Source organism: Roseibium aggregatum (assembly GCF_014692675.1).
In the GTDB taxonomy this organism is placed as follows: Bacteria; Pseudomonadota; Alphaproteobacteria; order Rhizobiales; family Stappiaceae; genus Roseibium; species Roseibium aggregatum_C.
In genome coordinates this window covers 21,147-45,501 of sequence record NZ_JABFCZ010000026.1, presented here as the reverse complement: position 1 = coordinate 45,501, position 24,355 = coordinate 21,147, and the positions used below count along the sequence as shown (strand labels likewise).

The window sequence follows — 24,355 nt, the reverse complement described above, 5'->3', positions numbered from 1 at the left end:
ATCCATCATGAATGATATGCGAGACAGTTTTGAGTTGGGTCAGTCGGAGACTTTTCCGCTCTATATCGACGGCAACTGGGAACCGGGCGAAGGGGAGCCGTTCACGCTCCTGAACAAATACACGCTTCAACCCATGGCCAGCATTTCGTCGCCGAGCGATGAACAGATCGTCAAGGTGATCGACAGCGCTCACGCGGCTTTCAGGGCTGGCGCTCCGGTCGCTTACGAGCGCGGCGTGATCCTCGACAAGGCTGCGGTGCTGATCGCCGAACGCCGGGACAGCTTCATCCGCATCATGCAGCAGGAAGCGGGCTTTACCGCGGCGGACGCGGGCGGCGAGGTCAATCGCTGCATCCAGACCCTTCGGCTTTCGGCGGAAGAAGCCCGGCGGCTTGCCGGGGACGTCATTCCGCTGGAAGGCGCGCCGAACCAGGCCGGTCGGCTGGCGTTCACGGTCCGGGTGCCGCTGGGGGTGGTTGCCGCGATCACGCCGTTCAATGCACCGCTCAATACCGTGACCCACAAGATCGCGCCGGCCTTCGCCGCAGGCAATTCGGTCATTCTGAAGCCGTCCAGCAACACGCCTCTCACGGCGATGAAACTGGTCGAGGTTCTGGTCGAAGCCGGCATGCCGAAAGGCTTCCTGTCTCTGGTTCAGGGCAGGGGCAGGATCGCCGAAGCGCTGCTTGGGGATGACCGGGTGCGGTTTTTCGCCTTCACCGGCAGCACGGAGGTCGGCCGGAGCATTCAGAAGGCGGCCGGCCTGCGGCGGACGCAGATGGAACTCGGCTCGATTGCCTTCACGCTGGTGTGCGACGACGCGGACCTGGATACGGCCCTCACCAAGGTCGTCAATGCGGGTTACCGCAAGGCGGGGCAGGTGTGCACCTCCGTCCAGATCCTTATGGTCGACCGGAAGGTCATGGCGGATGTCCAGGACCGGTTGACGGCGAAGGTCAAGGCCCTGTCCTACGGCGATCCGGAAAACCCGGATACGTTCGTCGGGCCGTTGATTTCCGAAAAGGAAGCGATCCGGATCGAAAGCTGGATTGCCGAAGCCGTCGCCAAGGGGGCGCGGATACTTGCCGGCGGAACGCGCGAAGGTGCAGTCTTGGCGCCGACGCTTCTGACCGATATCGATGCCTCGATGAATGTCGGCGCCTGCGAAATCTTCGGTCCGGTCGTCTGCCTGGTGCCGTTCGATACGCTGGACGAGGCGATCGACCGGGTCAATTCGACACCGTTCGGTCTGGCGTCGGGCATTTTCACCAACCGGATCAAGGATGCGTTCACTACCGCACTGAAACTCGAGGTCGGTGGCGTCCACATCAACGAGACCTCCAGTTCACGCGTGGACATGATGCCTTACGGCGGCTCCAAGGACAGCGGGTTCGGTCGGGAAGGGCCGTATTATGCGGTTCACGAGATGACGGAAGAGCGCATCATCACGATTTCACTAACTTGAACCTCACACTCAATCGGATTGCCGGCAGGTGCGGCCTGCCGGCCACAACAAGGAAACAGTCATGAGCAAGAAAATCGCCATCGTCTTCGGCGGGTCGCGGGGCATTGGCGCGGCCTGCGTGAAGAAACTGAACGAAGACGGGTTCGACGTCGCCTATACCTATGTGAGCTCTGAGCCGGATGCGGTGACCGCTGCTGCAGGCACCCGGGTCCAGGGCTACAAGGTCGACATCACCAAGCCGGAAGAGGTCGCGAAGGTGTTTGCCGATGTGGCGAAGGACTTCGGCGGCGCGCCGAGCTGCGTGCTGGCCAATGCCGGCATCAATGTGCCCCCCGGGCCCATGGCCCAGTTCGATCCGGACAATTTCCGCAAGCTGGTCGAAGTCAATATCGTTGGCGCCTTCAACATTCTCGCCGAAGCGGCCCGTCAGGTGGCTGACAACGGCACGATCATTGCCACCACCACCTCGCTTGTCCGCAACGCGGTGCCGGGCGTCGGCCCCTACAGCGCCACCAAGGCGGCGGTGGAGTGTCTGATCCGGTCCATGTCGAAGGAACTGGCGGGCCGCGGCGTGCGGGTCAACGGCGTGGCGCCGGGTCCGGTCGATACGGATCTCTTCCGCGCCGGCAAGAACGAAGAAGCGTTGAAGCGGTCGGCCGCCATGAGCCCGCTGAACCGGGTCGGCCAGCCGGAGGAAATCGCCGAGGTCGTGGCGTTCCTTGCCTCCGACAAGGCGTCCTGGGTGCTTGGCCAGATTGTCCAGCCGAACGGCGGGATGATCTGAAGCCTGCATCTTAGTGGGAAAGCAGCTTTTTCCCTCCTTGCCCGGCCGCATTTGCGGCCGGGTTTTTTCTTTCAGAAGCCGTAGTTTTTCAGGGCGGCGACGGATCGGGGGAAGTCCCGTTCGGGGGATCTGGAAATGATTTCCAGAACGGGGCGTTCCTCATGGCCGACGGCGGCAATTGCATCCGGCAGGACCTCGAAATCGAGATCGCCTTCGCCGACCGCATCGTGGCGGAACGTCTGGCGGGTGGTATCCGACAGATGGACGAGGGCAAGGCGGGAGGCGACCGTCTTCAGTCCCTCGACCGGTTCTTCTCCGATGAAATGGCCGTTGGCGACGTCGTAGCAGATCTTCAGATCCGCCTCGCCGTAGCGCGCAAGCGACGCCATCAGGCTCTCCGCATCCGGCAGGAAGGCGAAGGGCATGTTCTCTATCCAGATTTCGATATCAAGACGTGCCGCCAGGGGCAGAAGCGTATCGAGGGCCTGGAAGAAATAGCCTTCCAGAACAGCGCTCGGCAGCGGAAACAGCGGATTGGGCTTGCCCGGGCCGAGGATCATGGCTTTGGCGCCAAGGTCCGAGCCGAGATGCAGAAACGCGCTGTTGAGCTCAAGGCTCGCGCGCCGCATTTCTTCCGCGGCCGCGGCAATGTTCAGGTCGATGTTCGGGGTGTTGATGCTGGTGAGCTTCAAACCACCATCGGCAAGCGCCTTGCGGGCGTCCATGACCGCATCGGGACTGTCGCCCGGCCAGATATGTCCGGGAAACAGCATCAGCTCGATTTCCTCCACGCCTTCGTCCGCCAGATGGCGCAGGCATGCGCCTGCCGTCATGGTCTGCGTGTAGGAATAGGTGTTCACGCCGAAGCGATTGCCAATCGTCGTCATTGTGCTTTTCCGCGCTCGATGGTGGCCGCTTATTCGGCCTCAAAGCCGGCAACACAGGTTTCGCAGTGGTCCACGCTCGGCGGTTCGGCAAAGAAGGGACCGGCAAGAGCGCGCCATTTCTGGAAGTCGTCGGAGCCGCGGAACTTGACCATGTGGTCGTCCAGGGTCGCCCACTGGACGATGAGGCGATAGAGCGACGGCGTCTCGATGACCTTTTCCAGGCGCATTCCGCTGCAGCCTTCCGCGGCCTTGAACAGGGGGACAGCCTTTTCGACCGCCGCCTGAAATTCTGCGTCGGTGCCTTCCTTGATGCGCAGTTCTGCCACTTCACGGATCATGATCGTCGTTCCATCCCTTGTCAGTTGGTTTCGGGCCAGATGCGACGGCCCGGATGATTGCTGCCGGCCCCGCGCTGCATTCTGTCTGCGGGGCGGGCAGGAAAGGATGGTAGCGGAGGAATGGCACGTCCGCCAAGCACTTGCGGGACGTTGCGCACATCAGACATGGTCCTGACATGTCTGAAGTCTAAAGATATTTCTGGCCCAATCGCCTGATGAAACAGCCCATCGGAAAGTGGATTTTAGAATGGACGCGCGACAGCTCGCCCGGGTTTTGACGCAGACGATCGAAGACGGCGCTCTTGCCCCCGGCGCGCAACTCCCCTCCCAGTCAGCCCTGATGAAAGACCACGGCGTCTCGCGCCATGTGGTCCGCAAGGCGCTCGGCCTTCTGGAGGAAAGGCAGCTGATCACGAGCTGGCAGGGCAGCGGATCGGTTGTGCGGGGGCGGGAATGGCCGTACCCGATCACCAGCCGGACGCGTATTCACATCAGCCTGCAGGAATCGGGTGCGCGGATGCGCATCAAGGTGCTCAAGACCCTGGAGAAAAAGCGGCCGTCGCCGGATGTGGCGCAGTTGCTGGGCGTTTCCCTGCGGGAAAAGCTTCCCTTCATCGAGTTCCTGCTGATTGCCGATGGGCTTCCGATCGCGCTCGGCCATCACTTCATTCACCCGTCGGTTCCCGTCGATATCCTGAAACGCGTGGAGGAAATCGGCGAGATCGCCGACGCCTACGCGGCGATCGGGATCGAGGACTATTTCCGCACCCGGACCATGGTGCGTGTCCGGATGCCGAGCGAGCGGGAAACGGATCTTCTGGAAATCCCGCGCCAGCAGCCTCTTTTCGTCCTGCTCGGCCTGAACGTCAGTGTCGACCGGAAACCGCTTGAAGTGACCGAGGCCATCGTGCGCGGCGACCGGATCCGGCTGGATATCTAGGGTCAGGACCGCGACGATCTGCAAGAGTTCGATGCGGCGATCCACGTCATCCGTAGGGTCATGATCCGCATGGACGCCTGGATGCATTGCCGGCTTACGAATTGAGCGAAGTGGCGGCCGTCGTCGCACTGGTCTCCTGAAATGCCGAAGCAAATTGGGTGACGTAGGTGCCTTTCTGGCGATTACAAACTTCACCTAAAGTTTGATACTGATCAATTGGACAGTCGGTACGAAAAACGTAGAATTACAGTCGGATCGGAATTGGCATGACTTTTCCCAAGGAGCCTTAGGGGAGGCGTAAGTCGAGGATCGGTTCCGCGTCTTTATGGGGCGCTGATGTGCTTTTGTTCCGGAGCAATGCAATTGTTTCGGGATTAGTTGACTGTTAGGGAGGAATGCATGCCAAAGGGGATGAATGACAGACGAGGAGCCAGGCACGCAGCGCGTGTCTTTGGTGCGATCGCATCGGCGTTGTCATTGATGACCATGTTGACGAGTTCCACAGCCCTTGGAGCCGGGGGCGTGGGCGTCGTTGCCGACAAATCGGCCGCGGAAGGGAAACATTTCCATCCCAAGGGCAAGATGCCTTCTCAGTTCACCGTCGAATTGCAGAACGCGCAACGCCAGAGCCTGCCGTTTGACGACGAGCGCGACTTCGAGGAACAGAAGCGCGGTTTTATAGCTGCGCCGGACTACACGCAGATCATGGCCGAGGCCGGGCACGTCGCCTGGGATATGGGCAGCTACGAATGGCTGCTGCAGGGCAAGGATTTCGACAGCATTCATCCCTCGCTGCAGCGCCAGGCCATCCTGAACATGAACTACGGTCTGTACGAGGTGCTGCCCGACAGGATCTACCAGGTTCGCGGTTATGATCTCGCCAACATCAGCTTCATCAAGAGCGACACCGGCTGGATCGTCTTCGATCCGCTGACGGCCAAGGAAACGGCCGCGGCCGCCCTCAAGTTCATCAACGAGCAACTCGGCGAACGGCCCGTTGTCGCCGTTGTCTATTCGCACAGCCACGCCGACCACTTCGGTGGCGTCCGCGGTGTCGTCGAAGAGGCCGATGTGCGATCGGGCAAGGTGAAGGTGATTGCACCCGTCGGTTTCATGAACCATGCCGTCGCAGAAAACATCTACGCCGGTAACGCCATGAACCGCCGCTTGTTCTTCCAGTATGGCGTCCTTCTGCCGCGCAGCCCCTACGGCCATGTCGACCAGTCGATCGGCAAGAATACGGCGGCAGGCAATCTTGGGCTGATCGAGCCGAATGTCATCATTAAGGACGATTTCGAGGAACTGACGGTCGACGGCGTGAAAATGGTCTTCCAGAACACCCCTGGCACCGAAGCTCCTGCCGAAATGAATACCTATTTTCCGGACATGAAGGCCTTTTGGGCCGCGGAAAACATCACCGGTACGATTCACCACATCTACACTCTACGCGGTGCGCTGGTGCGTGATGCACTTGAATGGTCGAAGCAGATCAACGAAGCGCTCTACCATTTTGGCCAGGATGCCGAGGTGATGTTCGCGTCTCACAGCTGGCCGCGCTGGGGCAACGACCGCATCCAGGAAGTCATGCGCGCGCAGCGCGACACCTACGCCAATCTCAACAATGGCGTCCTTTTCCTGGCCAACCAGGGCGTGACCATCAACCAGATCCACAACATCTACAAGGTGCCCGAAAGTTTGCAGAAGCAATGGTCGGCGCGCAGTTATCACGGTTCGGTCGAACACAATAGCCGCGCTGTGATCAACCGCTACCTCGGCTACTGGGACGGCAATCCGACGACGCTTATCCCGCTCTCGCCGGAGGACTCGGCTCCGCTTTATGTCGAGATGATGGGCGGGGCTGAAAAGATCCTGGCCAAGGGCAAGGAGTTGCACGACCAGGGCCAATACAAGCTGGCCCAGGAAATCCTGAACAAGCTCGTCTATGCCGAACCGAACAACGAGGCCGCCAAGGATCTTCTCGCAGACGTCTTCGAGCAGATCGGTTACCAGCAGGAAAGCCCGAGCGTGCGTAACAGTTTCCTGGCCGCGGCCTACGAGCTGCGCTCCGGTATTCCGCAGGGTACCTCGCCCAAGTCCTCCGGTCCGGACATGATCCGTGCCATGACGACCGAGCTCTGGCTCGATTTCCTTGGCGTGCGGACGGACAGCCGCAAGGCCGAAGGCATGGCATTCGCAATCAATCTCGTTACGCCCGACAATGGTGAAAAATTCGTCGTCGAAATGAGCAATGGTACGCTGACGAACATCAGGGACCAGCAGGCGGAAAATCCGAATCTGACGGTGACCATAAACCGGGCCGACCTGGAGCCGGTGATGATGGGAGCCGCTACCTTCGACGACCAGATCGCCTCCGGCAAAGCCAAACTCGAGGGAGATCGCAACGTCTATGAACAACTGAAGTCGACGTTGGTGCAGTTCGAACTCGGCTTTGAAATGATGCCGGGTACAGGCGGATATAATGTTCAGAGGCTGGTAAACCCGTTCCAGCAGCCCGAACCGGCCGACACCGCCGGCGGCTGACAGGCGCAATCAGAAAAAAGCGTGACGGGCGGCATGGCGTATTCGGCTGTGCCGCCCGATTTTTTTCGGGCAGTTCGGTTCTTGAGTCCTGAGCCCGAGGTCCGTCCAACTCAGGCGGGATGCAATCCGATCGCACCAAATCCCCCACTTGGTGCAAAGGTTTCGTGACACAGGTTCCTTCGCCCCGACCTTGTCACCCGAGTGTCATTCAAACTTGGTTTTAGCCTCTTCGTGCCTGCGGCAACGCGGCGCCTCTGACGATGACAGAGCGCGGGTCCTCTTTCGCGCCGTCAGTCGACTATCGAAACGAGGTCTTGAAGACATGCTAAAGAAACTCACCCTTGCAATGCTTATGGTCAGCGTCAGTGTCGTTGCTGCCGAAGCAAAAACCGTCATCACCTGCCTGACGAATTCCGGTCACCTGACCCGCCAGCACGAACCGTTGATGAAAGAATTCAACGAGATGCAGGACGAGATCGAGGTGAAGTACGCCGCTCCTGCCAAGGACTATGCGGATTCTCACCTGAAGATGATGCGGGCATCTGCGACCAACACCCTGCCGGATTGTGCATTCGAAGCCTATAACCAGCTGCCGGCCCTGGCTCGTGCCATGGCCAAGCGCGGCCAGATCGTCGACCTAGCGCCGCTGATCAAGGCGGAAGGCGAAGGCTGGAAAGAGCTCAACTACACCGACAACATGCTGAACCTGGGCCGCGTCGACGGCGTGCAGTACGGCATGCCGTTCAACGCCTCCGTCATCCAGTGGTACTACAACGCGGACCTGTTCCGTAAGGCCGGCCTCGACCCGGACAACTTCCCGAAAGACTGGGACGGCCTGTTCGCCGCCACGAAGAAGATCTCGGCGCTTGGCGACGACATCACGCCGATGTTCATGTGGATGATCAACGGCGACGACTGGGGCTTCCAGACGCTCATTGAAATGCAGGGCGGCGCCATGGTTTCCGAAGACGGCCAGAAAGTGGTTTTCGACGAAAACGACCATGCCGTGAAAGCCATGCAGATGGCCCGCCGTCTCGTGACTGACGGCGGCGCACGCACCGACCAGGACCGTGGCACCCAGTTCACCGCCTTCACCGAAGGCAAGATGGGCATCTGGGGTCTTTCTCCGGCGGGTGCGCGTGACATGCAGGAACGCGTCGGCGATGCCTTCGAGCTGCGCTCCACGCCGTTCACCGTGTGGAACGACGAGAAGGGCACGCTGCCGACGGGCGGCAATGCCGCGATCATCACCACCCAGGACCCGGAAAAGATCGCCGCCGTGTGGGAATATCTGAAGTTCGTGACAGGTCCGCGCGGCCAGCAGGTCGCCGCCCAGATCACAGGCTACCTGCCGACCAATCGCCAGACGCTCGACGACGAGTACCTGGGCAAGTTCTACGCGGAAAACCCGTACTACGCGACGCCGATCAAGCAGTATGACCGCGCAGGACCCTGGTACGGCTACCCGGGCACCCAGAACCAGAAGATCTGGAGCGAACAGCGTTCGGTCATCAAGTCCGTCATGGAAGGCTCGACCTCTCCGGAAGACGGCGCCGCCGAGCTCAAGGACATCGCGGTCAAGCTGTCGCAGAAATAAGCGGTCCCAGAAAATCTCCGGTAGGCGGGCTTGAGCCCGCCTGCCTTTTCCTCATTCAAGACGACAGGGGCGTGCGGTGGCAGGTCTGGAACTCAGAGACATCCGAAAGTCATTCGGCAATACGCAAGTGCTGAAGGGACTGTCCTTTCAGATCGCCGACGGCGAATTCCTGTCGCTCGTCGGTGAATCCGGATGCGGAAAATCGACCCTGTTGCGGATCATCTCCGGGCTGGAAACGCCGGACAGTGGCGAGGTCCTGATCGGCGGCGGGGTGATGAACGCGGCCTCTCCGAAGGACCGTAACATCTCCATGGTCTTTCAGGACTACGCCCTTTATCCGCACATGAGTGTGGCGCAGAACATTTCGATGCTGCTGATCATGGCACGCCTGCCGCTGCATGCGCGCCTGCCGCTCCTCAACAGGATCAGCCCGAGCGCGCGCGCACTCCGGCCGGTAATTGCTTCCGAAGTCGAGGCGGTCGCGAAACAGCTGCGCATCGAGCACCTTTTGAACCGCCGCCCTGCGGAGCTGTCGGGCGGACAGCGCCAGCGCGTTGCACTCGGCCGAGCGCTGGTGCGCCATCCCAAACTGTTCCTGATGGACGAGCCGCTGTCCAACCTGGATGCGAAGCTCAGGGTCGAGGTGCGCAAGGAAATCACCGAGCTGCACCAGAGCACGGGCCTGACCTTCGTTTATGTCACTCACGACCAGACCGAAGCCATGACCATGTCGCACCGGGTGGCCCTCTTGGAAAAGGGAGAGCTGCTGCAGTTGGCGACACCGAGCGCGCTTTATGCCGATCCGCATTCCGTCGCGGTCGCCCGGTTCATCGGCTCTCCGGAAATCAACATCCTGCCGGCGGAGGTGTCGTCAGGCATCGCGCGGCTCGGTGCCGAGATGGTTCCGGGACGTGCGGTGAACATGGACGGGTCTACCCTGTTCGCCCTTCGTCCGGAAGCCGCCCGCCTGGTCGACCGGCATGACGTGTCGACCGATTTCAAACTGGGCTTCACCCGTCACCTGACCGAGGACCTGGGGCACGAGGTGCTGCTTCACGGCACCCTCGATGCCCTGCCGGAGACCAGGTTCCGCATGCGGCTTCCCAAGACGTCGGACCTGCTGTCCGGCACCAGCCTCGATACGGCCCTGCACGTCGGCTTCGACGCGAACAACCTGCTCTTCTTCAACGCCGATGGCGCGCGGCTCAGGGATGCGGCGATCGTCGCAGAGGCCAGCGAGGCGGCCCAATGAGCCCGACTGCTCTCCCGAGGCAGGAAGGCGGACGGCGGCGGCTTGCCTACCTGCTGTCCGCACCCGCGTCCGTGCTGATCCTGCTCATCTATGTCCTGCCGATCGTTGCTGTCTTCGTGATCAGCTTCACCGACTATTCGCTGGTCTACGACGGGTTCGATTTCGTCGGTCTGGACAATTACAAGCAGATGTTCACCGATGAGCATTTTGCCGAAGCGCTGAAGAACACGCTGATCTATGCGGCGATCTTCATTCCTGGCGCGTTTTTCCTTCCGCTGGTGCTCGCCATCGCGATCCAGCGGCGCCGGCGGTTCCGATCGATCCTGGAAGTCCTCTATTTCATGCCGGTAACGTCGACGCTGACCGCCATGACCCTGGTCTGGCGGGCGCTGCTCGACGGCAATCAGGGGGCGATCAACAACATGCTGGTCGGTCTCGGCCTGGACAAAGTCAACTGGCTCGGCGACGGGGATATCGTCCTGATCTCCATCGCGATGGTTTCCATCTGGGGCATCATCGGTTTCAACATGGTGCTGTTTCTGGCAGGCCTGACCGTCATTCCCCAGAACCTCTACGAGGCTGCGAGCATCGACGGGGCGGACCATCCGCTGGACCGTTTCTTCCAGGTGACCTGGCCGCTGCTGGCGCCGACCTCGCTGTTCGTATCCGTGAACACCCTGGTCACGGCCTTCAAGCTGTTCGACACGGTCGCGGTGCTCACCCACGGCGGGCCGGACCGGGCGAGCGAAGTCTATCTCTATCTCGCCTATCTGGAAGGCTTCGAGAATTTCAACATGGCTTATGCCTGCGCCCTGTCGCTTGTCTTCCTGGTCGTCCTGTTCCTTGTCGCCTGGCTGCAGACGCGGCTGGGCGATCGCAGGAGAACCCAAGCATGACCGTGACCACTTCGATCCAGAAGCCGCAGTCCTCGTGGCTGCGCTTCCTCGCTTCATTCAAGCCGAAGTCGCTGGGGGATGGCGTCGGAACCGGTTTTCTGTTCCTCGGGGCCTGGCTTATTATCTTTCCCTTCGTCTGGATGCTGTCGGCCAGTCTCAAGCCCGCTGATGAGGTCTATGATTCAAGCTTCCACTTCTGGCCCCAGACCTTCGTGGGGGACGTCAATTATTACGGCGTGCTCTTCGATCAGCCCTACCTGACCTTCCTGGCAAACAGCTTCATCGTCTGCGCCGGCATCCTGGTCGTGCAGCTCGTCACGGCGGTGCCGGCGGCCTATGCGCTGGCGAAACTGAAGTTCAGGGGGTCGACGATCCTGTTCGGCTTCGTCGTTGCCTCGCTGACCATTCCGATCAACGTGACGTCCATTCCGATCTATCTCGGGCTGGTCAAGGTCGGCCTGCTGGACACCTATTTTTCGCTGATGTTCCCGTTCTTCGTATCGGTGTTCGCGATCTTCCTGTTCCGGCAATTTTTCAAAGACTATCCGGACAGCATCATCGACGCGGCCCGCGTGGATGGATTCAGCGAAATCGAGATCATCCTGCGCCTGATCCTGCCGGCGGCCATTCCCGCCGTCGCAGCCTTTTCGGTGTTCTCCGTCGTTGCCCACTGGAACGACCTCTATTGGCCGCTGATCGTCGTGCAGAGCCAGGAGAAAATGACCGCGGCGCTCTCCATGCTGCAGTACCAGTCGGAGTTCGACAATGACTACGGCCGCACCTTTGCCTCCGCGACCGTGGTGACCCTGCCGATGGTGGTCATTTTCCTGTTCGCGCGCCGTCTCTTCATCCGAAGCATCACCATGAGCGGGATCAAAGGGTAATCCCATATCCACACCGCTCGTTCTCCAGAAAGAAGCAAGACCAGAATGCTCAAGCTTATCGTGCTCTCCGACCTTCACATCGTGCCGGAGGGAGACCTGTCGCACGGTCTCGATACCACCGAACGGCTGGAAACCGGCATCGACTTCGTAAACCGGCGCCATGCCGATGCGGACCTGATCGTCATTGCCGGGGATCTCGCCGACCGTGGTGAGAAGGCGGCTTACGAACGGCTGCAGACATCGCTTGCAAAGTTCGCGCAAGCACCCGTCCTGACACTTGGAAACCACGACAGTATCGAGGTCTTCGCCGACCACTTCGGCAAAGATCACGTGAATGAACAGACCGGCAAGATCGATCATGTCATCGACCGGAATGGCCACAGGGTCATCGTGCTGGACACCTCCGTTCCGGGACAGGCCGGCGGGCGCCTGGAAGAGGCGCAGCTTGCATGGCTGGAACAGCAGCTCAATGAGGCCGCCGGCAAGCCGGTGATCATCGTGATGCATCACAACATCACACCGTTCGGCGTTCCGACCGACGGCATCATCCTGGAAAACGGCGACGCCTTCGCCGAACTGGTGAGCGGCAATCGCAACATCCGCTATGTCCTTTCCGGCCACGTCCATATGAGCGTTTCCGGAAACTTCAGGGGCGTGCCTTTCTGCACGATCGCCGGCGGGCACTACAACATCGAACCGACCTTGGGTGCGCCGACGCAGGAACGCTCGGCCGGGTTCGTTCCGCGCCGGGAAGGCCCCGGCCAGCTCGCCGTCGTCCTCAGCGACGACACGGCGACGGTCGTCCACATGGAAAACTACATCGACCGCCACCTGGTGCTGTCACCGGATCTTTTCTGAGGCAGCGTTGGCGGTTCGACCCGCCCGTTCGCGGGCAATGATGTTTTTCATGATGTGCGCGGTTCCGTCGCCGATCTGCAGGCCGAGCACGTCGCGCAGCCGCTGCTGGAAGGGCAGGGCGTCGGAATAACCGGCGTGTCCATGGATCAGGAGACAGGCGTGGATCGCCTCGTAGGCAAGCAGCGGTGGCCACCACTTGGTCATCGCCGCCTCGGCGGTGTGGCGCAGGCCCTGGTCTTTCAGCCACAGCGCGTTCAGGCTCAGAAGCCGTGCCGCCTCGACCCTGGTGTCGAAGTCGGCAAGCTGATGGGTGATGCCCTGGTAGGCGCTCAGCGGTTTGCCGAAGGCCCGGCGCTCGCCGATATAGGTCCAGGTCTCGTCGAGGCTCTGGCGGGCGGTGCCGAGCGCCTGCAGGCCGATCAGCGAACGGGAGAAGTCGAAGCCCTGCATGACCTGCACGAAGCCCTTGCCTTCCTCGCCGAGCAGATGGTTCGCCGGCACCCGCACATTGTCGAACCAGATCGAGCCGTGGCCGATGGAATTCTGGCCCATGTTGGAGAATTTGGAGGTGGTGATGCCCGGCAGGTCGAGCGGCACCAGAATGGCCGAGATGCCGCGGGCGCGGTCCTCGGCCGTTCCGGTTCGGGCGAAGGTGATGACGCCCTTGGCCACCTGGTTGGCGGAGATCGAGGTCTTCTCGCCGTTGAGGATGTAAGCGTCGCTGTCGCGTTCCATCTTGAGCCCAAGGCTCGCGGCGTCGGATCCGCCCTTGGGTTCGGTCAGCGCAATGGCAAGCAGGTGTTCGCCGGCGATCAGGCCGGGCAGCCATTCCTCTGCCACCTCCGGCCTGGCGTTGGCGGAAAGGATCTGGCCGTTCAGCGAGGCGAGCAGGGACACATAGCTGAAGGTGAAGTCGGCCTTGCCGATTTCCTCGATGATGAGGCCGGAGCACAGGTGGCTGGCGCCCAGGCCGCCGTATTGTTCGCCCAGTTCCGGCGCGATCAGGCCCAGGCCGCCCATTTCGCGCACCAGCGCCATGTCGAAGCGGCCCGATTTCTCCCGCTCCATGTAGCCGGGGGCGACCCGTTCCTGCGCGAACCTGCGCGCCAGATCGCGGACCGGTTCCAGTTCCTCGGTGTCGAAAACCGTTTTCATGCTGCAGTCCTTGTCCGGAAAGCCTTACGGGAGACGCGGAAAGCCCGCGCAGCGTCAGCGCTGGTACTTCCGGAAGTCCGGTTTGCGCTTTTCCCTGAACGCCTTGCCACCTTCCCGGGATTCCTCGGTGTCGTAGTAGAGGCTGAGCGCATACATGCCCATGCCGGCGATGCCGCGCTGGTGTTCGGTGTCCATGTTGAAAGAGCGTTTGGCGATCGCCAGCGCGGTCGGGCTCTTCTCCATGATTTCGGCCACCCAGCGCTCAACCTCGGCATCGAGGTCGTCGTTCGGAACCACCGTGTTGACCAGCCCCATGTCCAGGGCCTCCTGCGCAGAATAGCGCCGGCACAGGTACCAGATCTCCCGGGCCTTCTTTTCGCCGACGATCCGCGCCAGATAGGCGGTGCCGAAGCCCGGATCGACCGAACCGACCTTCGGTCCGACCTGGCCGAACACGGCCTTGTCGCCGGCGATGGTGAAGTCGCAGATCGTCGCGAGCACGTTGCCGCCGCCGATGGCGAAGCCCTGGACCCTGGCGATCACCGGTTTCGGCACGTCACGGATGATGGAGTGCAGGTCCTCCATCGGCAGGCCGATGGTGCCGCGCCCGTCGTACTGGCCTTCATGAGCGGACTGATCGCCGCCGGTGCAGAACGCCTTGTCGCCGGCGCCCGCCAGCACGATTACACCGACCGACTTGTCCCAGCCGGCGCGGTTGAACGCCTGGATCAGTTCCTCGCAGGTCTGGCCGCGAAAGGCGTTGTATTTTTCCGGGCGGTTGATGGTGATGTAGGCCGCACCGTCCTTCACCTCGTACAGAATGTCCTGATAGTCCATCGGTTCTCTCCTCCCTCAACCGTGCATCGTCAGGCCGCCGGACACGGAAAGGACCTGTCCGGTGACAAATGCGGCGTCGTCGCTTGCAAAAAACAGGATGGCGCCCGGCAGGTCGTCCGGCTGGCCCAGCCGCCCCATGGGCACCGCGCGGGTAAAGGCGGTGCGCAGCTTTTCCTTGTCGCCGGCCGCTTCCATGAATTTTTCCAGCATCGCCGTCTCGGTGACGCCCGGGCAGACCACATTGGCGGTGATGCCCTGGCGGGCGTGTTCCCGCGCGATGGTCTTGGAAAACGCGATGATGCCGGCCTTGCAGGCGGCATAGACGGATTCGCCCGATGATCCGCCGCGCGCGGCATCCGAGGCAATGGAGACGATCCGGCCCGCGCCCCGTTCGGCCATACGTGCCAGTACCGGATGAGTGATGTTGAGAACGCCGCGCAGGTTGATGTCGATGATCCGGGTCCAGAAGTCCGGTCCGCTCTTCAGGAACGGCGTGAACACGTCCCAGCCGATGCCGTTGACCAGAACGTCGATCGGCCCGGTTTCCTTCTCGATGCGGGCGACCGCGGCAACTGCCGCGTCATAGTCGGTCAGGTCGGCAACGGTTGCCGTAGCCCGGCCGCCGTCGGCCACGATCCCGTCTGCGACGGCGTGTGCGGCCTCGTCATTGACGTCCATGACGACCACATGCGCGCCGTCTTCGGCAAAGCGCCGGCAGGTCGCCGCGCCGATGCCGCCGCCTCCGCCGGTTACGACGACGATTTTCTCCTTCAGGCCTTTCACGGGCTGTCTCCTCCTTCATGTGCGACTTTGCCGGGTGCGGCGAGTGCTGCCGGGACTGCAATGGGCCTCCACCCGTCGCCGCTGGTTGGGAGAATGAGACAAGAGACGCAATAATATGTCAAGATATTGACATTAAAAATTCCGAACACCGCGGTTGACCGTTGACCGGTCCGGCAAAAGAACGCACTGTGCGGCCATGAGCGAACAAGAGATTTCCATCGGCGCGAGTACGGGCGCCGACACTGGTACAAACATCGACGATCTGGCGAACCGGCTGTTCTTCCGGCTCTATCAGTGCGCCAATATCATGCACAAAACCGGCACCCGCGCGCTGGAGGAGACCCGTATCACCACCCAGCAATGGGCGATCATCGGCGCCCTGGCCCGCGATGGCATGGAGGAGGGAATTTCGGTCGGCGACCTGACGCGCTTCCTGCTGGTCAGTCGCCAGAACCTTACCGGTGTCCTGTCGCGTCTGGAGGCCCAGGGACTGATCGAGCGGGTGGTTTCGCCCGTCGACAGCCGCAGCCGCCTGATCCGCCTGTCGGCAAAGGGGCGCGATGTCTGGCGCAGGGACATGAGCGCCAAGATTGCGGCGTTTTATGACGCAGCCCTTGAGGGATTTTCCACGACCGACAAGATCCACGCCATCCACTATTTCGACAAGCTGCTCACCAACATGAAGCGGCTCGATCAAGGCTCCGAGGAGAGCTAGATCGGCGCTCGGGCGGGTGATACCGGCGGTTCAGAGCGCTTCCGGGCGAATGCCGTCTTGGCGGCTCGGCGAAATTGATCCTATTATGCAAATATATTGACCTAAATAATCAACGGCAGAGGCTGCGATGGGGGAGAAAAACATGCTGGCACTTGTGTTGGAACAGCGGGGCCCGGACGGCGCCGTCGTGCGAGAAGTTGCAAGGCCGGAGCCGGGGACGGGCGAGGTGCTCGTGCGCATGCTCGCCGCCTCGGTAAACCGGGTCGACCTTTACATGCGCGATAACGGCGCCGGCATCACCCACGAGTTGCCGCAGGTCATGGGCGTGGACGGCGTCGGCGAGGTGGTCGCGGCCGGCGCCGAAACGCAACTGGCGCCGGGACGCCGGGTCGTGGTCTACCCGTATGAGTTCTGCGGCCGGTGCCGCTATTGTCTGGCGGGCGAGCATCCGCTGTGCGTCAAGGCGAAAATCCCGGGCGAGCACCGGGACGGCACCATGGCGGAATACCTGGTGATGCCGGAGACATCGCTGCTGCCGATTTCCGACAAGGCCGACGTCAATGGAGCGGCGGCTCTCGGGGTTGCCTATCTGACCGCCTGGCGAATGCTGTTCGGCAAGGTGCCGCTGACCCCCGGCGCTGTCGTGCTCGTCCAGGGGGCGGGCGGCGGCGTCTCTTACGCGGCGGCGCAACTGGCGCGCATGGCAGGCGTGCGCGTCATCCTCACCACCACCGGTGCGCAGAAGCTCGACCATTTCCGCAAGGCCGGCTTCGAGATGATCGATTATCGTGAAGGCGACGTGGCAAAGGCGGTCCTTGCAATGACCGGCGGGCAGGGAGCCGATCTCGTGGTCGACAATGTGGGCGAGGCGACCTGGGGTCAGTCGCTGCGCAGCCTGTGCCGGGGCGGCAGCCTCGTTACTTGCGGGGCAACCACCGGATCGCAGCCGGGTGCCGACCTCCAGCGGCTGTTCATCCGCCAGCTTTCGGTGCACGGCTCGACCATGGGCAGTTTCGAGGAATTCCGCCGGCTGATCGCCAGCTTCGAAGCGGGGCACTTCGAGGTGCCCATCGACAGCGTCTATCCGCTACAACAGGCCGCCGAGGCCCTCAACCGGCTGTCCGCGCCGGACCGGCTCGGCAAGGTCATCGTGCGGATCGCGGATCCGTCTGCCTCGCAGGGAGCAGGCGCATGAAAGACGAAGCTCGCATGGACGCCGCGCGGATCATTGACCAGATGGATGTTCGTGCAGAGTTTCACACTCGCCCCTGGAACGGGTTTTGAGACCAGTCCCGGCGCCCTTCCACTGAGGTCCCGGATGCGGGTGAAACGGCCGTGCTTCTATTGAATTCTTACGCAAGTTGCCCAACAAAGGTCGGGGAGATGCTGAAGGGGGTAGGCAATCGCGCGATGGCGGACGATACCGTTCCGGGTTCAGGCCGACCGGGCGAAAAGGCGGCCGGAGCGAAATCGATCCCGAGTTGGTCGAAGGGCAGTCAATCCTGCTCTTACATGCTGCTGGTGCTGACCGCTATTCTGGCCGTCAATCAGCTGGATCGCCATATCCTGAACATCAGCCTCGATGCGATCGGCCGCGAGTTCAGCCTGTTTCTGGAGATGCTTCAGACTGCGATGGGATCGTCAGTGGAATCATCCGAGGGGTCAGCCACCGGGACCGGTATCGGTGCGGCGCTGCTGGCAACTTGTGAAAAATCAGAACCTGAAGCGATAAATGACCGTTCCTACGTGGCGATCGTAGCCGATACCCGTCTTCTGAACTACGCTTCGACCTGGCGCGAATCCGTCCGGTAATCGGTATGGCTTGGTCCGGTTCGCTCGGGATGGCCATGCCGGTTTCTTCCGCATGGTCGCGGCCGTTGAGCCCGATGCAGATGAATTTGCCGACACCGCCTAAGCAGTTCCGTCAGTCGCGTCACGATGCAGGCATTCCTCGAATCTGAGATTGTCGACGCCTTCATTATCTCTCGCTTCTTCCCGGTCTGGAAAACAGTCAGGAGAACCCGGACTCAATCCGGATGGAATGAACGGGGCCCCGATCGCTTGACCTTCCACCTGCCGGAAGGTGTAGCGTTTTGACGGAAGGTTTCGGGACGGGATCGTTTCGGTCGCCGTGTCGAGGGCGGTCGGGTTTGCGGCCTGGATCCTCTCCGGGGCCACTGCGGTGGCTTCCGGATGAATACCGCTCCGGGATGTTTAATTCAAAAATCAAGTCTCCGACGGCCGGGTGAACGGATGACGTGAAGTGTCGGCATGCTGCAGGAAGGAAACGCGCAAATGATGGGATTTGGATTTGGCGGCTTGTGGATGCTGCTCATTATCGTTTTGGTCGTTCTGGCGATCCTCGCCCTCGTGAAGTACCTGGCTAAATAATCGGTCACGACCGCCTGGACCATTCACATGTGATCGAACAGTTTCCGGAAATCGGATTCATGAACTCGAGAAGATGGAAGGCTCATGCCGGGAGGCGTCGACACGGCTTGAGGCGACCCTTATGCCCACGGATCCAACTCACCGTCTTGTTATTGCCGCGACTGTGATAGCCGTCGCGGGGCTGCTTGCATGGTATTCCGGCGTCTGGGGAGACATTCAACGGCATCTGACCTACGACAACCTCGTGTCCTGGGTCGGTCGGGCCGGACTGTGGGGCCCGGTCCTGATCGTCGGATTGATGACCGTCGCCGTTGTCGCAAGCCCTATCCCGAGTGCCCCCATCGCCCTGGCGTCAGGGGCTGCATATGGACATTATTTCGGGACGGGGTATGTGGTCATCGGAGCCGAACTCGGCGCGATGATTGCCTTTGCCCTGTCTCGTTTGCTCGGCAGGGATGTCATCCAGAAATGGTTTGGCGACAGGTTGGATGCCGGGCTGCTGGGGTCGCAGCATGCGCTCATGGCTACCGTGTTTGTCAGCAGGCTGCTGCCTTTCGTCTCCTTCGACATGATCAGTTATGCCGCCGGCCTCAGTTGCCTGCATGCCTGGCGGTTCGCTCTGGCCACATTCGCGGGAATCCTGCCGGCAAGCTTCATTCTGGCCCACCTCGGCTATGAAGCCACATCCGGGGAATTCGGGATGTCCTTGTGGACCGTTGTCGGCCTGGGGTTCATCACACTCGTTCCGGTCATGATCGGAGCAATCCGTAAAGTCGCGCGGCGACGGCCGGGAACAAGACGGATTGATGACCGTTAAACCAAGCAGATCGATCTTTAAGAGGGAGATGGTGGTGAACTCGGAGTACCAGAAAAACAGCATCACGCTGCCCGGCGCGGTTTCCATGGGAACCGGCGTCATGATCGGCGCGGGTATTTTTGCGCTCACAGGGCAGATCGCAGAGCTTGCCGGACCCTGGTTTCCCCTGTCCTTCATCGCCGGTGCGGTTGTGACCGCCTTCAGCGCCTACACCTACATCAAGATGTCGAATGCGTTTCCCTCGGCGGGCGGGATCGGCATGATCCTGCAAAAGGCCTATGGTCCTTCGACGGTCGCCGCGGGCGCGGCCCTGCTGATGGCGCTGTCCATGGTCATCAACGAAAGCCTCGTCGCCCGGACCTTTGCCAGCTATGTCTTGCGCGGGCTTGATATCGGCCAGTCGGAAATCCTGACTGCCCTTCTCGGGGTGGGGCTGATCGTCTTTGCCTACCTGGTCAATGCCGCGGGCAACAAGTCGGTCGATCTGTTCTCGGTGGTCATGGCGGTCATCAAGGTCGCCGGCATCGCGCTGTTCGGCGTCGCCGCCCTGTGGGCCTCCGGCATTTCCTTCGAGGCCACCGGAACGGGCGACGACTTTGGGATTGCCGGGTTTGTGGCGTCCATCGCCCTGTCGATCCTGGCGTTCAAGGGCTTCACAACGATCACCAACAGCGGTGCGGAGATTACCGAACCGCATCGCAATGTCGGCCGGGCCATCGTCATATCGATCTGTATCTGCGTGGTCGTCTATCTCCTGGTCGCGCTGGCGGTCGGTTCGTCCCTGTCCCTCGACAAGATCATCCAGACCAAGAACTATTCGCTGGCCGAGGCGGCTCAACCGGCCCTCGGGTCCGTCGGCTTTTACCTGACCGTTCTCCTGGCCATCGTTGCGACCGCATCCGGACTGATCGCGAGCATTTTTGCGGTTTCGCGCATGCTGGCCATGCTGACCGACATGAAGCTGATCCCGCACAGCCATTTCGGCATGCCGGGCCGGATCCGCGACCATACGCTCGTCTATACCGTGGTGATCGCGTCGCTGCTGACCATCTTCTTCGACCTGAGCCGGATCGCATCCCTGGGTGCCTTTTTCTATCTCGTCATGGACATCCTGATCCACTGGGGCGTGTTTCGGGCATTGCGTCGCGAAATTAATGCGGCGGGCTGGATCATGATTTGCGCGATCGTCTTCGATCTTGTTGTCCTGGCGGCCCTCGCAATTCTTAAATGGCAAGATGATCCGCTCATCGTCTATGCGGCCGTGGCCGGGATAGCCCTGGTTTTCGTGTTCGAATACGGGTTTCTGTCACGAGTCGGCGCACCTCCCGAGCATGGCCACCATGGGGACCATTAGCCGGCCACACGAGAAAGCGCTTGACCTTCCACCTGCTGGAAGCATCATTTACTGACCGGCCTTCTCCAGGAAGAAGGCGGCTTTAGCCGGTGCAAAATCGTCCTTTCCGGAGTTTTGTTCGGCTGGTTTGCAGGAGGCGCTCACTCATTTGTGAGGCGCCGGTTAGGGCATTATTGGTCCGCGTGAGCTATCAGGTGCGAATGCGCAGTTTGTTGACAGCACTCCTGATCCTTGTCGTTGCCGGCATCCATTCCATGGCGGCGCAGGGAGCCGTGTTTGCATCACCGACAGCCATCTCCGCGGAAGCGAACCACGGGGAAGCCACGGACCTGAGAATTGTGTCTGCGACCGACCATGGTCATGGCACCATGAACTGCTGCGAGAAATTGACCGGTTCGAAAGCGCCGGTCGACGGGTCGAATTGCCCCATGGATTGTCTGGGGCTGGTGGCAACCGTTCGAATGCCCGTGCATAAGATATCCGAACCGGCCGAAGACCAATCAGAACTCGGCTATCACCCTACTGTTCTTTACCGTACCGACCAGCCTCCCATAACAGCCTGACATCCTTGTGTTTTGCGCCGGTTCATCGAAGCCGGCTGCGGATTTGTCACTGTTTTCAAAGGTTGGACGATGTTATCCCGACGACTTCTATTGGCTGGGGCCAGTGCTGCGCTGGTTACGGCGACCATGCCGGCTTTTGCGCACTCGACTGCGAAAAAGCCGTTCAAAATCAATCCCGAATTTGAACCTCAAACGGTCTCCTATACCGGTTATGAACCAGGGACGATCGTCATCGAAACCGGGAACCACTTCCTGTATCTCGTGGAAAGCGCCGGAACAGCGCGCCGCTACGGCGTCGGCGTCGGGCGCGCGGGCCTCTCGCTCAAGGGCGAGGCCATGGTCGGTCGCAAGGCGAAGTGGCCCAGTTGGCGGCCGACCGACAACATGATCAGGCGAAGCCCGAAAAAATATGCCCGGTACGCAAACGGCGTGCCGGGCGGGCCGAACAACCCCCTCGGGTCCAGGGCCCTTTATCTGCACCGGGACGGGAGGGACACGATGTACCGGATCCACGGCACCACCCAGCCGTCCTCCATCGGGCGTTCCGTATCGAACGGCTGTATCCGCATGATCAACGCGCATGTCGAAGACCTGTTCGAGCGCGTACCCGTGGGCGCAAAGGTCATCATCCAATGACGATTGAAGACACCAACACGGTAGCGAGTACATCGGCCGCGCAGGAAAGGTCTGTAGAACGAAACGGCTTTTCCATGCGCAGCCTTCTGACCGGGCACAATCTTTTCATGATGGCCTGTTGTGCGGCCATGGTCGCGGGAACCGGAATCCTGATCTGGTCCGCACCCGCCGGACAGACAATCGGACAAACACTGCTTCTCGGCGTGCCGATGCTGGGGTGCATAGGCATGCATCTCGTCATGCACCGCTTCATGGGCAAATCATGTCATTCCACACAAAGCAGCGAGACTAAAGAAAATGACTAGGACTCAACTCTTCGCAGCCGCAATCCTTGCCGGCTCCCTGTTTTCCCTGCCGGTTCACGCAGGGGACGAGAACACCATCACCGTCTTCAAGTCCCCCTGGTGCGGATGCTGCAAGATCTGGACGGATGCCGTCGAGAAAGCCGGCTACAAGGTGATTGTACAGGACATGGAAGATCTGACCGCGATCAAGAAACAGGCCGGCATCCCGGACAACATGGAAGCCTGCCACACCGCCGTGATGGGCAACGGCACGAAATATATCCTTGAGGGCCATGTGCCGCTGGAAGCGATCGACAAGATGATGAGCGAACGGCCGGACATTCGCGGCCTGGCGGTGCCCGGCATGCCCAGCGGATCCCTCGGCATGGGCTATGACAAGGACGCGAAATACACGGTCTATGCTCTCGGTCAAAAGCCGTCCGAAAGCCCGAAGCCGTATTTCCAGGCAGGTCAGTGACGGCGGACGCATGAGCTATCTGACCAGACGATCTTTTCTTGCCGGAACGGCGAGCCTCACAGGGCTCGCCGTCAGCGGCTGTGTTACCGGCAATACCTCGCCAAAACCGGTGCAACTGTCTGACGATCCCGCATACCTGTCCATGTACCGGGCCATGCCGGAAGAACGATTTCCGCTGCCGGCGATCAACCTGAAAAAAGTGCCCGAACATTTCTACCGCCAGCAGGTTGATTACGCGACATCCGAAAAAGTCGGCACCCTGGTCGTCGATACGTCGAAATTTCATCTCTACCTCGTCCAGGAAAACGGCAAGGCCATGCGCTATGGCGTCGGCCTGGGGCGTGCCGGGTTCGAATGGGCGGGCAGGGCCCGTATCGGGCGCAAGACGGAGTGGCCCAAATGGACCCCGCCCGATGAGATGATCGAGCGCCAGCCGGAACTCGAACAATGGAGCTGGCGGAATGGCGGAATGGCGCCCGGATTGGAAAATCCGCTCGGCGCAAGGGCCCTTTATATTTTTGAAGGCAACAAGGATACGCTTTACCGTCTGCATGGAACGGCGGAATACTGGACAATCGGTACCGCGGTATCCAGTGGCTGCGTCAGGCTTATGAACCAGGACATTATCGACCTTTACGGGCGCGTTCCTGTCGGGTCGCCGGTGGTGGTGCTGGCATGAGCGGTTCGAAAAGGGGTCTCTACTTGCTGGCGGGGTTGCCGATCGCGGCTGCATTGGCGGCCGGGGCCTATTGGAACCGCGGCACCAATGCGGACACCGCGATACGTGATCCTGTTGATCCGCAGTTGCTTCGTGAGGGCGCCGAAGTTTATGCGCAGAACTGCGCCTCTTGTCATGGAGCCGACTTGAAGGGAGAGCCTGACTGGCAGTCCGCCAATCCGGACGAAACGCTCAAGGCGCCTCCGCATGACGAAACCGGCCACACCTGGCATCACGCGGACGAACTCCTCTTCGAAATCACGAAATACGGAACCGCGAAAGCCATTGGCCTTGAGAATTTCAACTCGAACATGCCTGCCTTCGAAGGTACGCTGAGCGATGCGGAAATTATCGCCGTGCTTGCCTGGATAAAGGATCAATGGCCCGAAAACATTCGCGCACAGCATGACATGGTCAACCGCAAATCCGCGGATCCGCGGTCATAGGGCATCGTATTCAGGCCTGAATTGGAAGCAGGGCGGAAATGCCGCAATCACGGATAATTCAATTGCTGCCCAATCGGGCCCTCGATAGAAAATTTCTGTTCTCCGGTTAGGTGACCTGTGCGCAACCTGCTTCATGTCCTCATTGCTGGCATCTTCCTTCTCGGAACCCTTCTTCCGGGAGCGAATGCGCATGGCCTGGCTGAAAAGCTCCCCGCAGAGACCTCCGAAGCGGCCCGGGTCATGGGTCACATGCACCATACGCAGGTAGCCGGTGATAAGCAGTCCCTCGGAATCGATTGCCCGGCCGGCAAGGCCGATAGCAACGGCAAATTCTCTTCCGAACCTTGTTGTCAGTCTTCCTGTTTTGTCGATCTGGCGATCCTCCAGGTTCCGGTCTTTTCCCGATGGAAGGTACTGGCGCCATATTCGCCGATGGCCGGTTCGCTGACGGAAGCGTCCAGCTTCCGGGTAGACCACCCACCCAAACACTGATCTCGCACCGGGGTCTGACCCGGGCAAATCGCGCACCGCCTTTGCCGAGGCGGGATTCCGCATATCGAGATCAGTGAGTTTCAATGAGACTAAGCATTTTTGCTGCGCTCTCGCCGCTGTTGGTCGGCGGCTGCGCAGCCACGGCACCGTTGCCGGACCCATCCGCAGGACCGGGGCCGCAGGATCCGGATGCCGCCATCCACGCCCTTTATCCGCCCTCGGTAACCGAGGGCTATACGGCCCG

The 24,355-nt window shown here is 60.9% G+C and carries 26 protein-coding genes; 20 read left to right on the top strand and 6 right to left on the bottom strand.

What is annotated here, in order from left to right; all coding sequences use genetic code 11:
- Positions 1 to 7 precede the first annotated feature (7 nt).
- Positions 8 to 1,465: an aldehyde dehydrogenase family protein gene (locus HK439_RS21305; protein ID WP_190293499.1), complete on the top strand. Its 1,458-nt coding sequence runs from the start codon at positions 8 to 10 to the stop codon at positions 1,463 to 1,465.
- A 61-nt stretch (positions 1,466 to 1,526) separates the two neighbouring features.
- Positions 1,527 to 2,249, top strand: coding sequence for an SDR family oxidoreductase (locus HK439_RS21300; protein WP_190293498.1), 723 nt, complete (start codon positions 1,527 to 1,529; stop codon positions 2,247 to 2,249).
- Between the two features lie 71 nt (positions 2,250 to 2,320).
- On the opposite strand, the gene HK439_RS21295 is transcribed toward HK439_RS21300, so the two are convergent.
- Both HK439_RS21295 and HK439_RS21290 read right to left on the bottom strand, forming a co-directional pair.
- Positions 2,321 to 3,136, bottom strand: coding sequence for a sugar phosphate isomerase/epimerase family protein (locus HK439_RS21295; RefSeq protein ID WP_190293497.1), 816 nt, complete (start codon positions 3,134 to 3,136; stop codon positions 2,321 to 2,323).
- Between the two features lie 29 nt (positions 3,137 to 3,165).
- Positions 3,166 to 3,474, bottom strand: a complete 309-nt coding sequence (locus HK439_RS21290; RefSeq protein ID WP_190293496.1) for an antibiotic biosynthesis monooxygenase family protein — start codon at positions 3,472 to 3,474, stop codon at positions 3,166 to 3,168.
- 247 nt (positions 3,475 to 3,721) lie between these two features.
- Here HK439_RS21290 and HK439_RS21285 point away from each other — a divergent pair, with 247 nt between their 5' ends.
- From HK439_RS21285 to HK439_RS21255, 7 genes are all read left to right on the top strand, one after another.
- On the top strand, positions 3,722 to 4,414 hold the full coding sequence (locus HK439_RS21285) for a GntR family transcriptional regulator (RefSeq protein ID WP_190293495.1): 693 nt from the start codon (positions 3,722 to 3,724) through the stop codon (positions 4,412 to 4,414).
- Positions 4,415 to 4,894: 480 nt separating this feature from the next.
- Positions 4,895 to 6,955: an alkyl/aryl-sulfatase gene (locus HK439_RS21280; RefSeq protein ID WP_209011974.1), complete on the top strand. Its 2,061-nt coding sequence runs from the start codon at positions 4,895 to 4,897 to the stop codon at positions 6,953 to 6,955.
- 322 nt (positions 6,956 to 7,277) lie between these two features.
- Positions 7,278 to 8,552 (top strand): ABC transporter substrate-binding protein, encoded by a 1,275-nt coding sequence (locus tag HK439_RS21275; RefSeq protein WP_190293494.1) that lies wholly within the window; start codon positions 7,278 to 7,280, stop codon positions 8,550 to 8,552.
- A gap of 76 nt (positions 8,553 to 8,628) precedes the next feature.
- The gene (locus HK439_RS21270) at positions 8,629 to 9,804 is read left to right on the top strand and encodes an ABC transporter ATP-binding protein (protein WP_190293493.1); all 1,176 of its coding nucleotides are present in this window, start codon (positions 8,629 to 8,631) and stop codon (positions 9,802 to 9,804) included.
- Entirely contained in the window at positions 9,801 to 10,700 is a 900-nt protein-coding gene (locus HK439_RS21265) for a carbohydrate ABC transporter permease (protein WP_190293492.1), read from the top strand. The genes HK439_RS21270 and HK439_RS21265 overlap by 4 nt, the downstream gene beginning before the upstream one ends.
- A complete protein-coding gene (locus HK439_RS21260) occupies positions 10,697 to 11,584 on the top strand; it encodes a carbohydrate ABC transporter permease (protein ID WP_190293491.1) in 888 nt (295 codons plus the stop codon). Before HK439_RS21265 ends, HK439_RS21260 begins: the two co-directional genes overlap by 4 nt.
- Before the next feature lie 45 nt (positions 11,585 to 11,629).
- Positions 11,630 to 12,442 carry a phosphodiesterase gene (locus HK439_RS21255; RefSeq protein WP_190293490.1) on the top strand — a complete coding sequence of 271 codons (813 nt, stop codon included), beginning with the start codon at positions 11,630 to 11,632 and terminating at the stop codon, positions 12,440 to 12,442.
- On the opposite strand, the gene aliB is transcribed toward HK439_RS21255, so the two are convergent.
- Genes aliB through HK439_RS21240 form a run of 3 tightly spaced genes read right to left on the bottom strand, consistent with a single transcriptional unit; the run spans position 12,425 to position 15,217 of the window.
- A complete protein-coding gene (gene aliB, locus HK439_RS21250) occupies positions 12,425 to 13,597 on the bottom strand; it encodes a cyclohexanecarboxyl-CoA dehydrogenase (protein WP_190293489.1) in 1,173 nt (390 codons plus the stop codon). The genes HK439_RS21255 and aliB overlap by 18 nt on opposite strands.
- A gap of 54 nt (positions 13,598 to 13,651) precedes the next feature.
- On the bottom strand, positions 13,652 to 14,434 hold the full coding sequence (gene badI / locus HK439_RS21245; protein ID WP_190293488.1) for a 2-ketocyclohexanecarboxyl-CoA hydrolase: 783 nt from the start codon (positions 14,432 to 14,434) through the stop codon (positions 13,652 to 13,654).
- A gap of 15 nt (positions 14,435 to 14,449) precedes the next feature.
- Positions 14,450 to 15,217 (bottom strand): SDR family NAD(P)-dependent oxidoreductase, encoded by a 768-nt coding sequence (locus HK439_RS21240; protein ID WP_190293487.1) that lies wholly within the window; start codon positions 15,215 to 15,217, stop codon positions 14,450 to 14,452.
- A gap of 196 nt (positions 15,218 to 15,413) precedes the next feature.
- On the opposite strand from HK439_RS21240, the gene HK439_RS21235 reads away from it, so the two are divergent.
- From HK439_RS21235 to HK439_RS21185, 11 genes are all read left to right on the top strand, one after another.
- Positions 15,414 to 15,932 (top strand): MarR family winged helix-turn-helix transcriptional regulator, encoded by a 519-nt coding sequence (locus HK439_RS21235; protein ID WP_190293486.1) that lies wholly within the window; start codon positions 15,414 to 15,416, stop codon positions 15,930 to 15,932.
- A gap of 142 nt (positions 15,933 to 16,074) precedes the next feature.
- Entirely contained in the window at positions 16,075 to 17,127 is a 1,053-nt protein-coding gene (locus HK439_RS21230; RefSeq protein WP_190293485.1) for a zinc-binding dehydrogenase, read from the top strand.
- 215 nt (positions 17,128 to 17,342) lie between these two features.
- A complete protein-coding gene (locus tag HK439_RS21225; protein ID WP_190293484.1) occupies positions 17,343 to 17,744 on the top strand; it encodes a hypothetical protein in 402 nt (133 codons plus the stop codon).
- A gap of 700 nt (positions 17,745 to 18,444) precedes the next feature.
- A complete protein-coding gene (locus HK439_RS21220; protein ID WP_209011973.1) occupies positions 18,445 to 19,140 on the top strand; it encodes a TVP38/TMEM64 family protein in 696 nt (231 codons plus the stop codon).
- Positions 19,141 to 19,174: 34 nt separating this feature from the next.
- Complete coding sequence (locus tag HK439_RS21215) at positions 19,175 to 20,494, top strand: APC family permease (RefSeq protein WP_190293483.1); 1,320 nt, start codon at positions 19,175 to 19,177, stop codon at positions 20,492 to 20,494.
- Positions 20,495 to 20,676: 182 nt separating this feature from the next.
- Positions 20,677 to 21,057: a hypothetical protein gene (locus tag HK439_RS21210; RefSeq protein WP_190293482.1), complete on the top strand. Its 381-nt coding sequence runs from the start codon at positions 20,677 to 20,679 to the stop codon at positions 21,055 to 21,057.
- Between the two features lie 126 nt (positions 21,058 to 21,183).
- Entirely contained in the window at positions 21,184 to 21,693 is a 510-nt protein-coding gene (locus HK439_RS21205; RefSeq protein WP_190293481.1) for a L,D-transpeptidase, read from the top strand.
- Entirely contained in the window at positions 21,690 to 21,998 is a 309-nt protein-coding gene (locus HK439_RS21200; RefSeq protein ID WP_190293480.1) for a DUF2933 domain-containing protein, read from the top strand. Before HK439_RS21205 ends, HK439_RS21200 begins: the two co-directional genes overlap by 4 nt.
- A complete protein-coding gene (locus HK439_RS21195; RefSeq protein WP_190293479.1) occupies positions 21,991 to 22,455 on the top strand; it encodes a DUF411 domain-containing protein in 465 nt (154 codons plus the stop codon). Before HK439_RS21200 ends, HK439_RS21195 begins: the two co-directional genes overlap by 8 nt.
- A 10-nt stretch (positions 22,456 to 22,465) precedes the next feature.
- Positions 22,466 to 23,134 carry a L,D-transpeptidase gene (locus HK439_RS21190; protein ID WP_190293478.1) on the top strand — a complete coding sequence of 223 codons (669 nt, stop codon included), beginning with the start codon at positions 22,466 to 22,468 and terminating at the stop codon, positions 23,132 to 23,134.
- Positions 23,131 to 23,619, top strand: a complete 489-nt coding sequence (locus HK439_RS21185) for a c-type cytochrome (RefSeq protein WP_190293477.1) — start codon at positions 23,131 to 23,133, stop codon at positions 23,617 to 23,619. The genes HK439_RS21190 and HK439_RS21185 overlap by 4 nt, the downstream gene beginning before the upstream one ends.
- Here HK439_RS21185 and HK439_RS21180 read toward each other — a convergent pair.
- Positions 23,614 to 24,195, bottom strand: coding sequence for a hypothetical protein (locus HK439_RS21180; RefSeq protein WP_190293476.1), 582 nt, complete (start codon positions 24,193 to 24,195; stop codon positions 23,614 to 23,616). The genes HK439_RS21185 and HK439_RS21180 overlap by 6 nt on opposite strands.
- Positions 24,196 to 24,355 lie beyond the last annotated feature (160 nt).

Bases quoted from the DNA above. Each gene is read 5' to 3' on its own strand.
- HK439_RS21285 (WP_190293495.1), top strand. From the start codon at position 3,722: ATGGACGCGCGACAGCTCGCCCGGGTTTTGACGCAGACGATCGAAGAC.
- HK439_RS21305 (WP_190293499.1), top strand. From the start codon at position 8: ATGAATGATATGCGAGACAGTTTTGAGTTGGGTCAGTCGGAGACTTTT.
- HK439_RS21190 (WP_190293478.1), top strand. From the start codon at position 22,466: ATGAGCTATCTGACCAGACGATCTTTTCTTGCCGGAACGGCGAGCCTC.
- HK439_RS21290 (WP_190293496.1), bottom strand. From the start codon at position 3,474: ATGATCCGTGAAGTGGCAGAACTGCGCATCAAGGAAGGCACCGACGCA.
- HK439_RS21220 (WP_209011973.1), top strand. From the start codon at position 18,445: ATGCCCACGGATCCAACTCACCGTCTTGTTATTGCCGCGACTGTGATA.
- HK439_RS21255 (WP_190293490.1), top strand. From the start codon at position 11,630: ATGCTCAAGCTTATCGTGCTCTCCGACCTTCACATCGTGCCGGAGGGA.
- HK439_RS21275 (WP_190293494.1), top strand. From the start codon at position 7,278: ATGCTAAAGAAACTCACCCTTGCAATGCTTATGGTCAGCGTCAGTGTC.
- HK439_RS21235 (WP_190293486.1), top strand. From the start codon at position 15,414: ATGAGCGAACAAGAGATTTCCATCGGCGCGAGTACGGGCGCCGACACT.
- HK439_RS21225 (WP_190293484.1), top strand. From the start codon at position 17,343: ATGGCGGACGATACCGTTCCGGGTTCAGGCCGACCGGGCGAAAAGGCG.
- aliB (WP_190293489.1), bottom strand. From the start codon at position 13,597: ATGAAAACGGTTTTCGACACCGAGGAACTGGAACCGGTCCGCGATCTG.
- HK439_RS21205 (WP_190293481.1), top strand. From the start codon at position 21,184: ATGCCGGCTTTTGCGCACTCGACTGCGAAAAAGCCGTTCAAAATCAAT.
- HK439_RS21265 (WP_190293492.1), top strand. From the start codon at position 9,801: ATGAGCCCGACTGCTCTCCCGAGGCAGGAAGGCGGACGGCGGCGGCTT.
- HK439_RS21200 (WP_190293480.1), top strand. From the start codon at position 21,690: ATGACGATTGAAGACACCAACACGGTAGCGAGTACATCGGCCGCGCAG.
- HK439_RS21260 (WP_190293491.1), top strand. From the start codon at position 10,697: ATGACCGTGACCACTTCGATCCAGAAGCCGCAGTCCTCGTGGCTGCGC.
- HK439_RS21195 (WP_190293479.1), top strand. From the start codon at position 21,991: ATGACTAGGACTCAACTCTTCGCAGCCGCAATCCTTGCCGGCTCCCTG.
- HK439_RS21295 (WP_190293497.1), bottom strand. From the start codon at position 3,136: ATGACGACGATTGGCAATCGCTTCGGCGTGAACACCTATTCCTACACG.
- HK439_RS21230 (WP_190293485.1), top strand. From the start codon at position 16,075: ATGCTGGCACTTGTGTTGGAACAGCGGGGCCCGGACGGCGCCGTCGTG.
- HK439_RS21280 (WP_209011974.1), top strand. From the start codon at position 4,895: ATGACCATGTTGACGAGTTCCACAGCCCTTGGAGCCGGGGGCGTGGGC.
- HK439_RS21185 (WP_190293477.1), top strand. From the start codon at position 23,131: ATGAGCGGTTCGAAAAGGGGTCTCTACTTGCTGGCGGGGTTGCCGATC.
- HK439_RS21300 (WP_190293498.1), top strand. From the start codon at position 1,527: ATGAGCAAGAAAATCGCCATCGTCTTCGGCGGGTCGCGGGGCATTGGC.
- badI (WP_190293488.1), bottom strand. From the start codon at position 14,434: ATGGACTATCAGGACATTCTGTACGAGGTGAAGGACGGTGCGGCCTAC.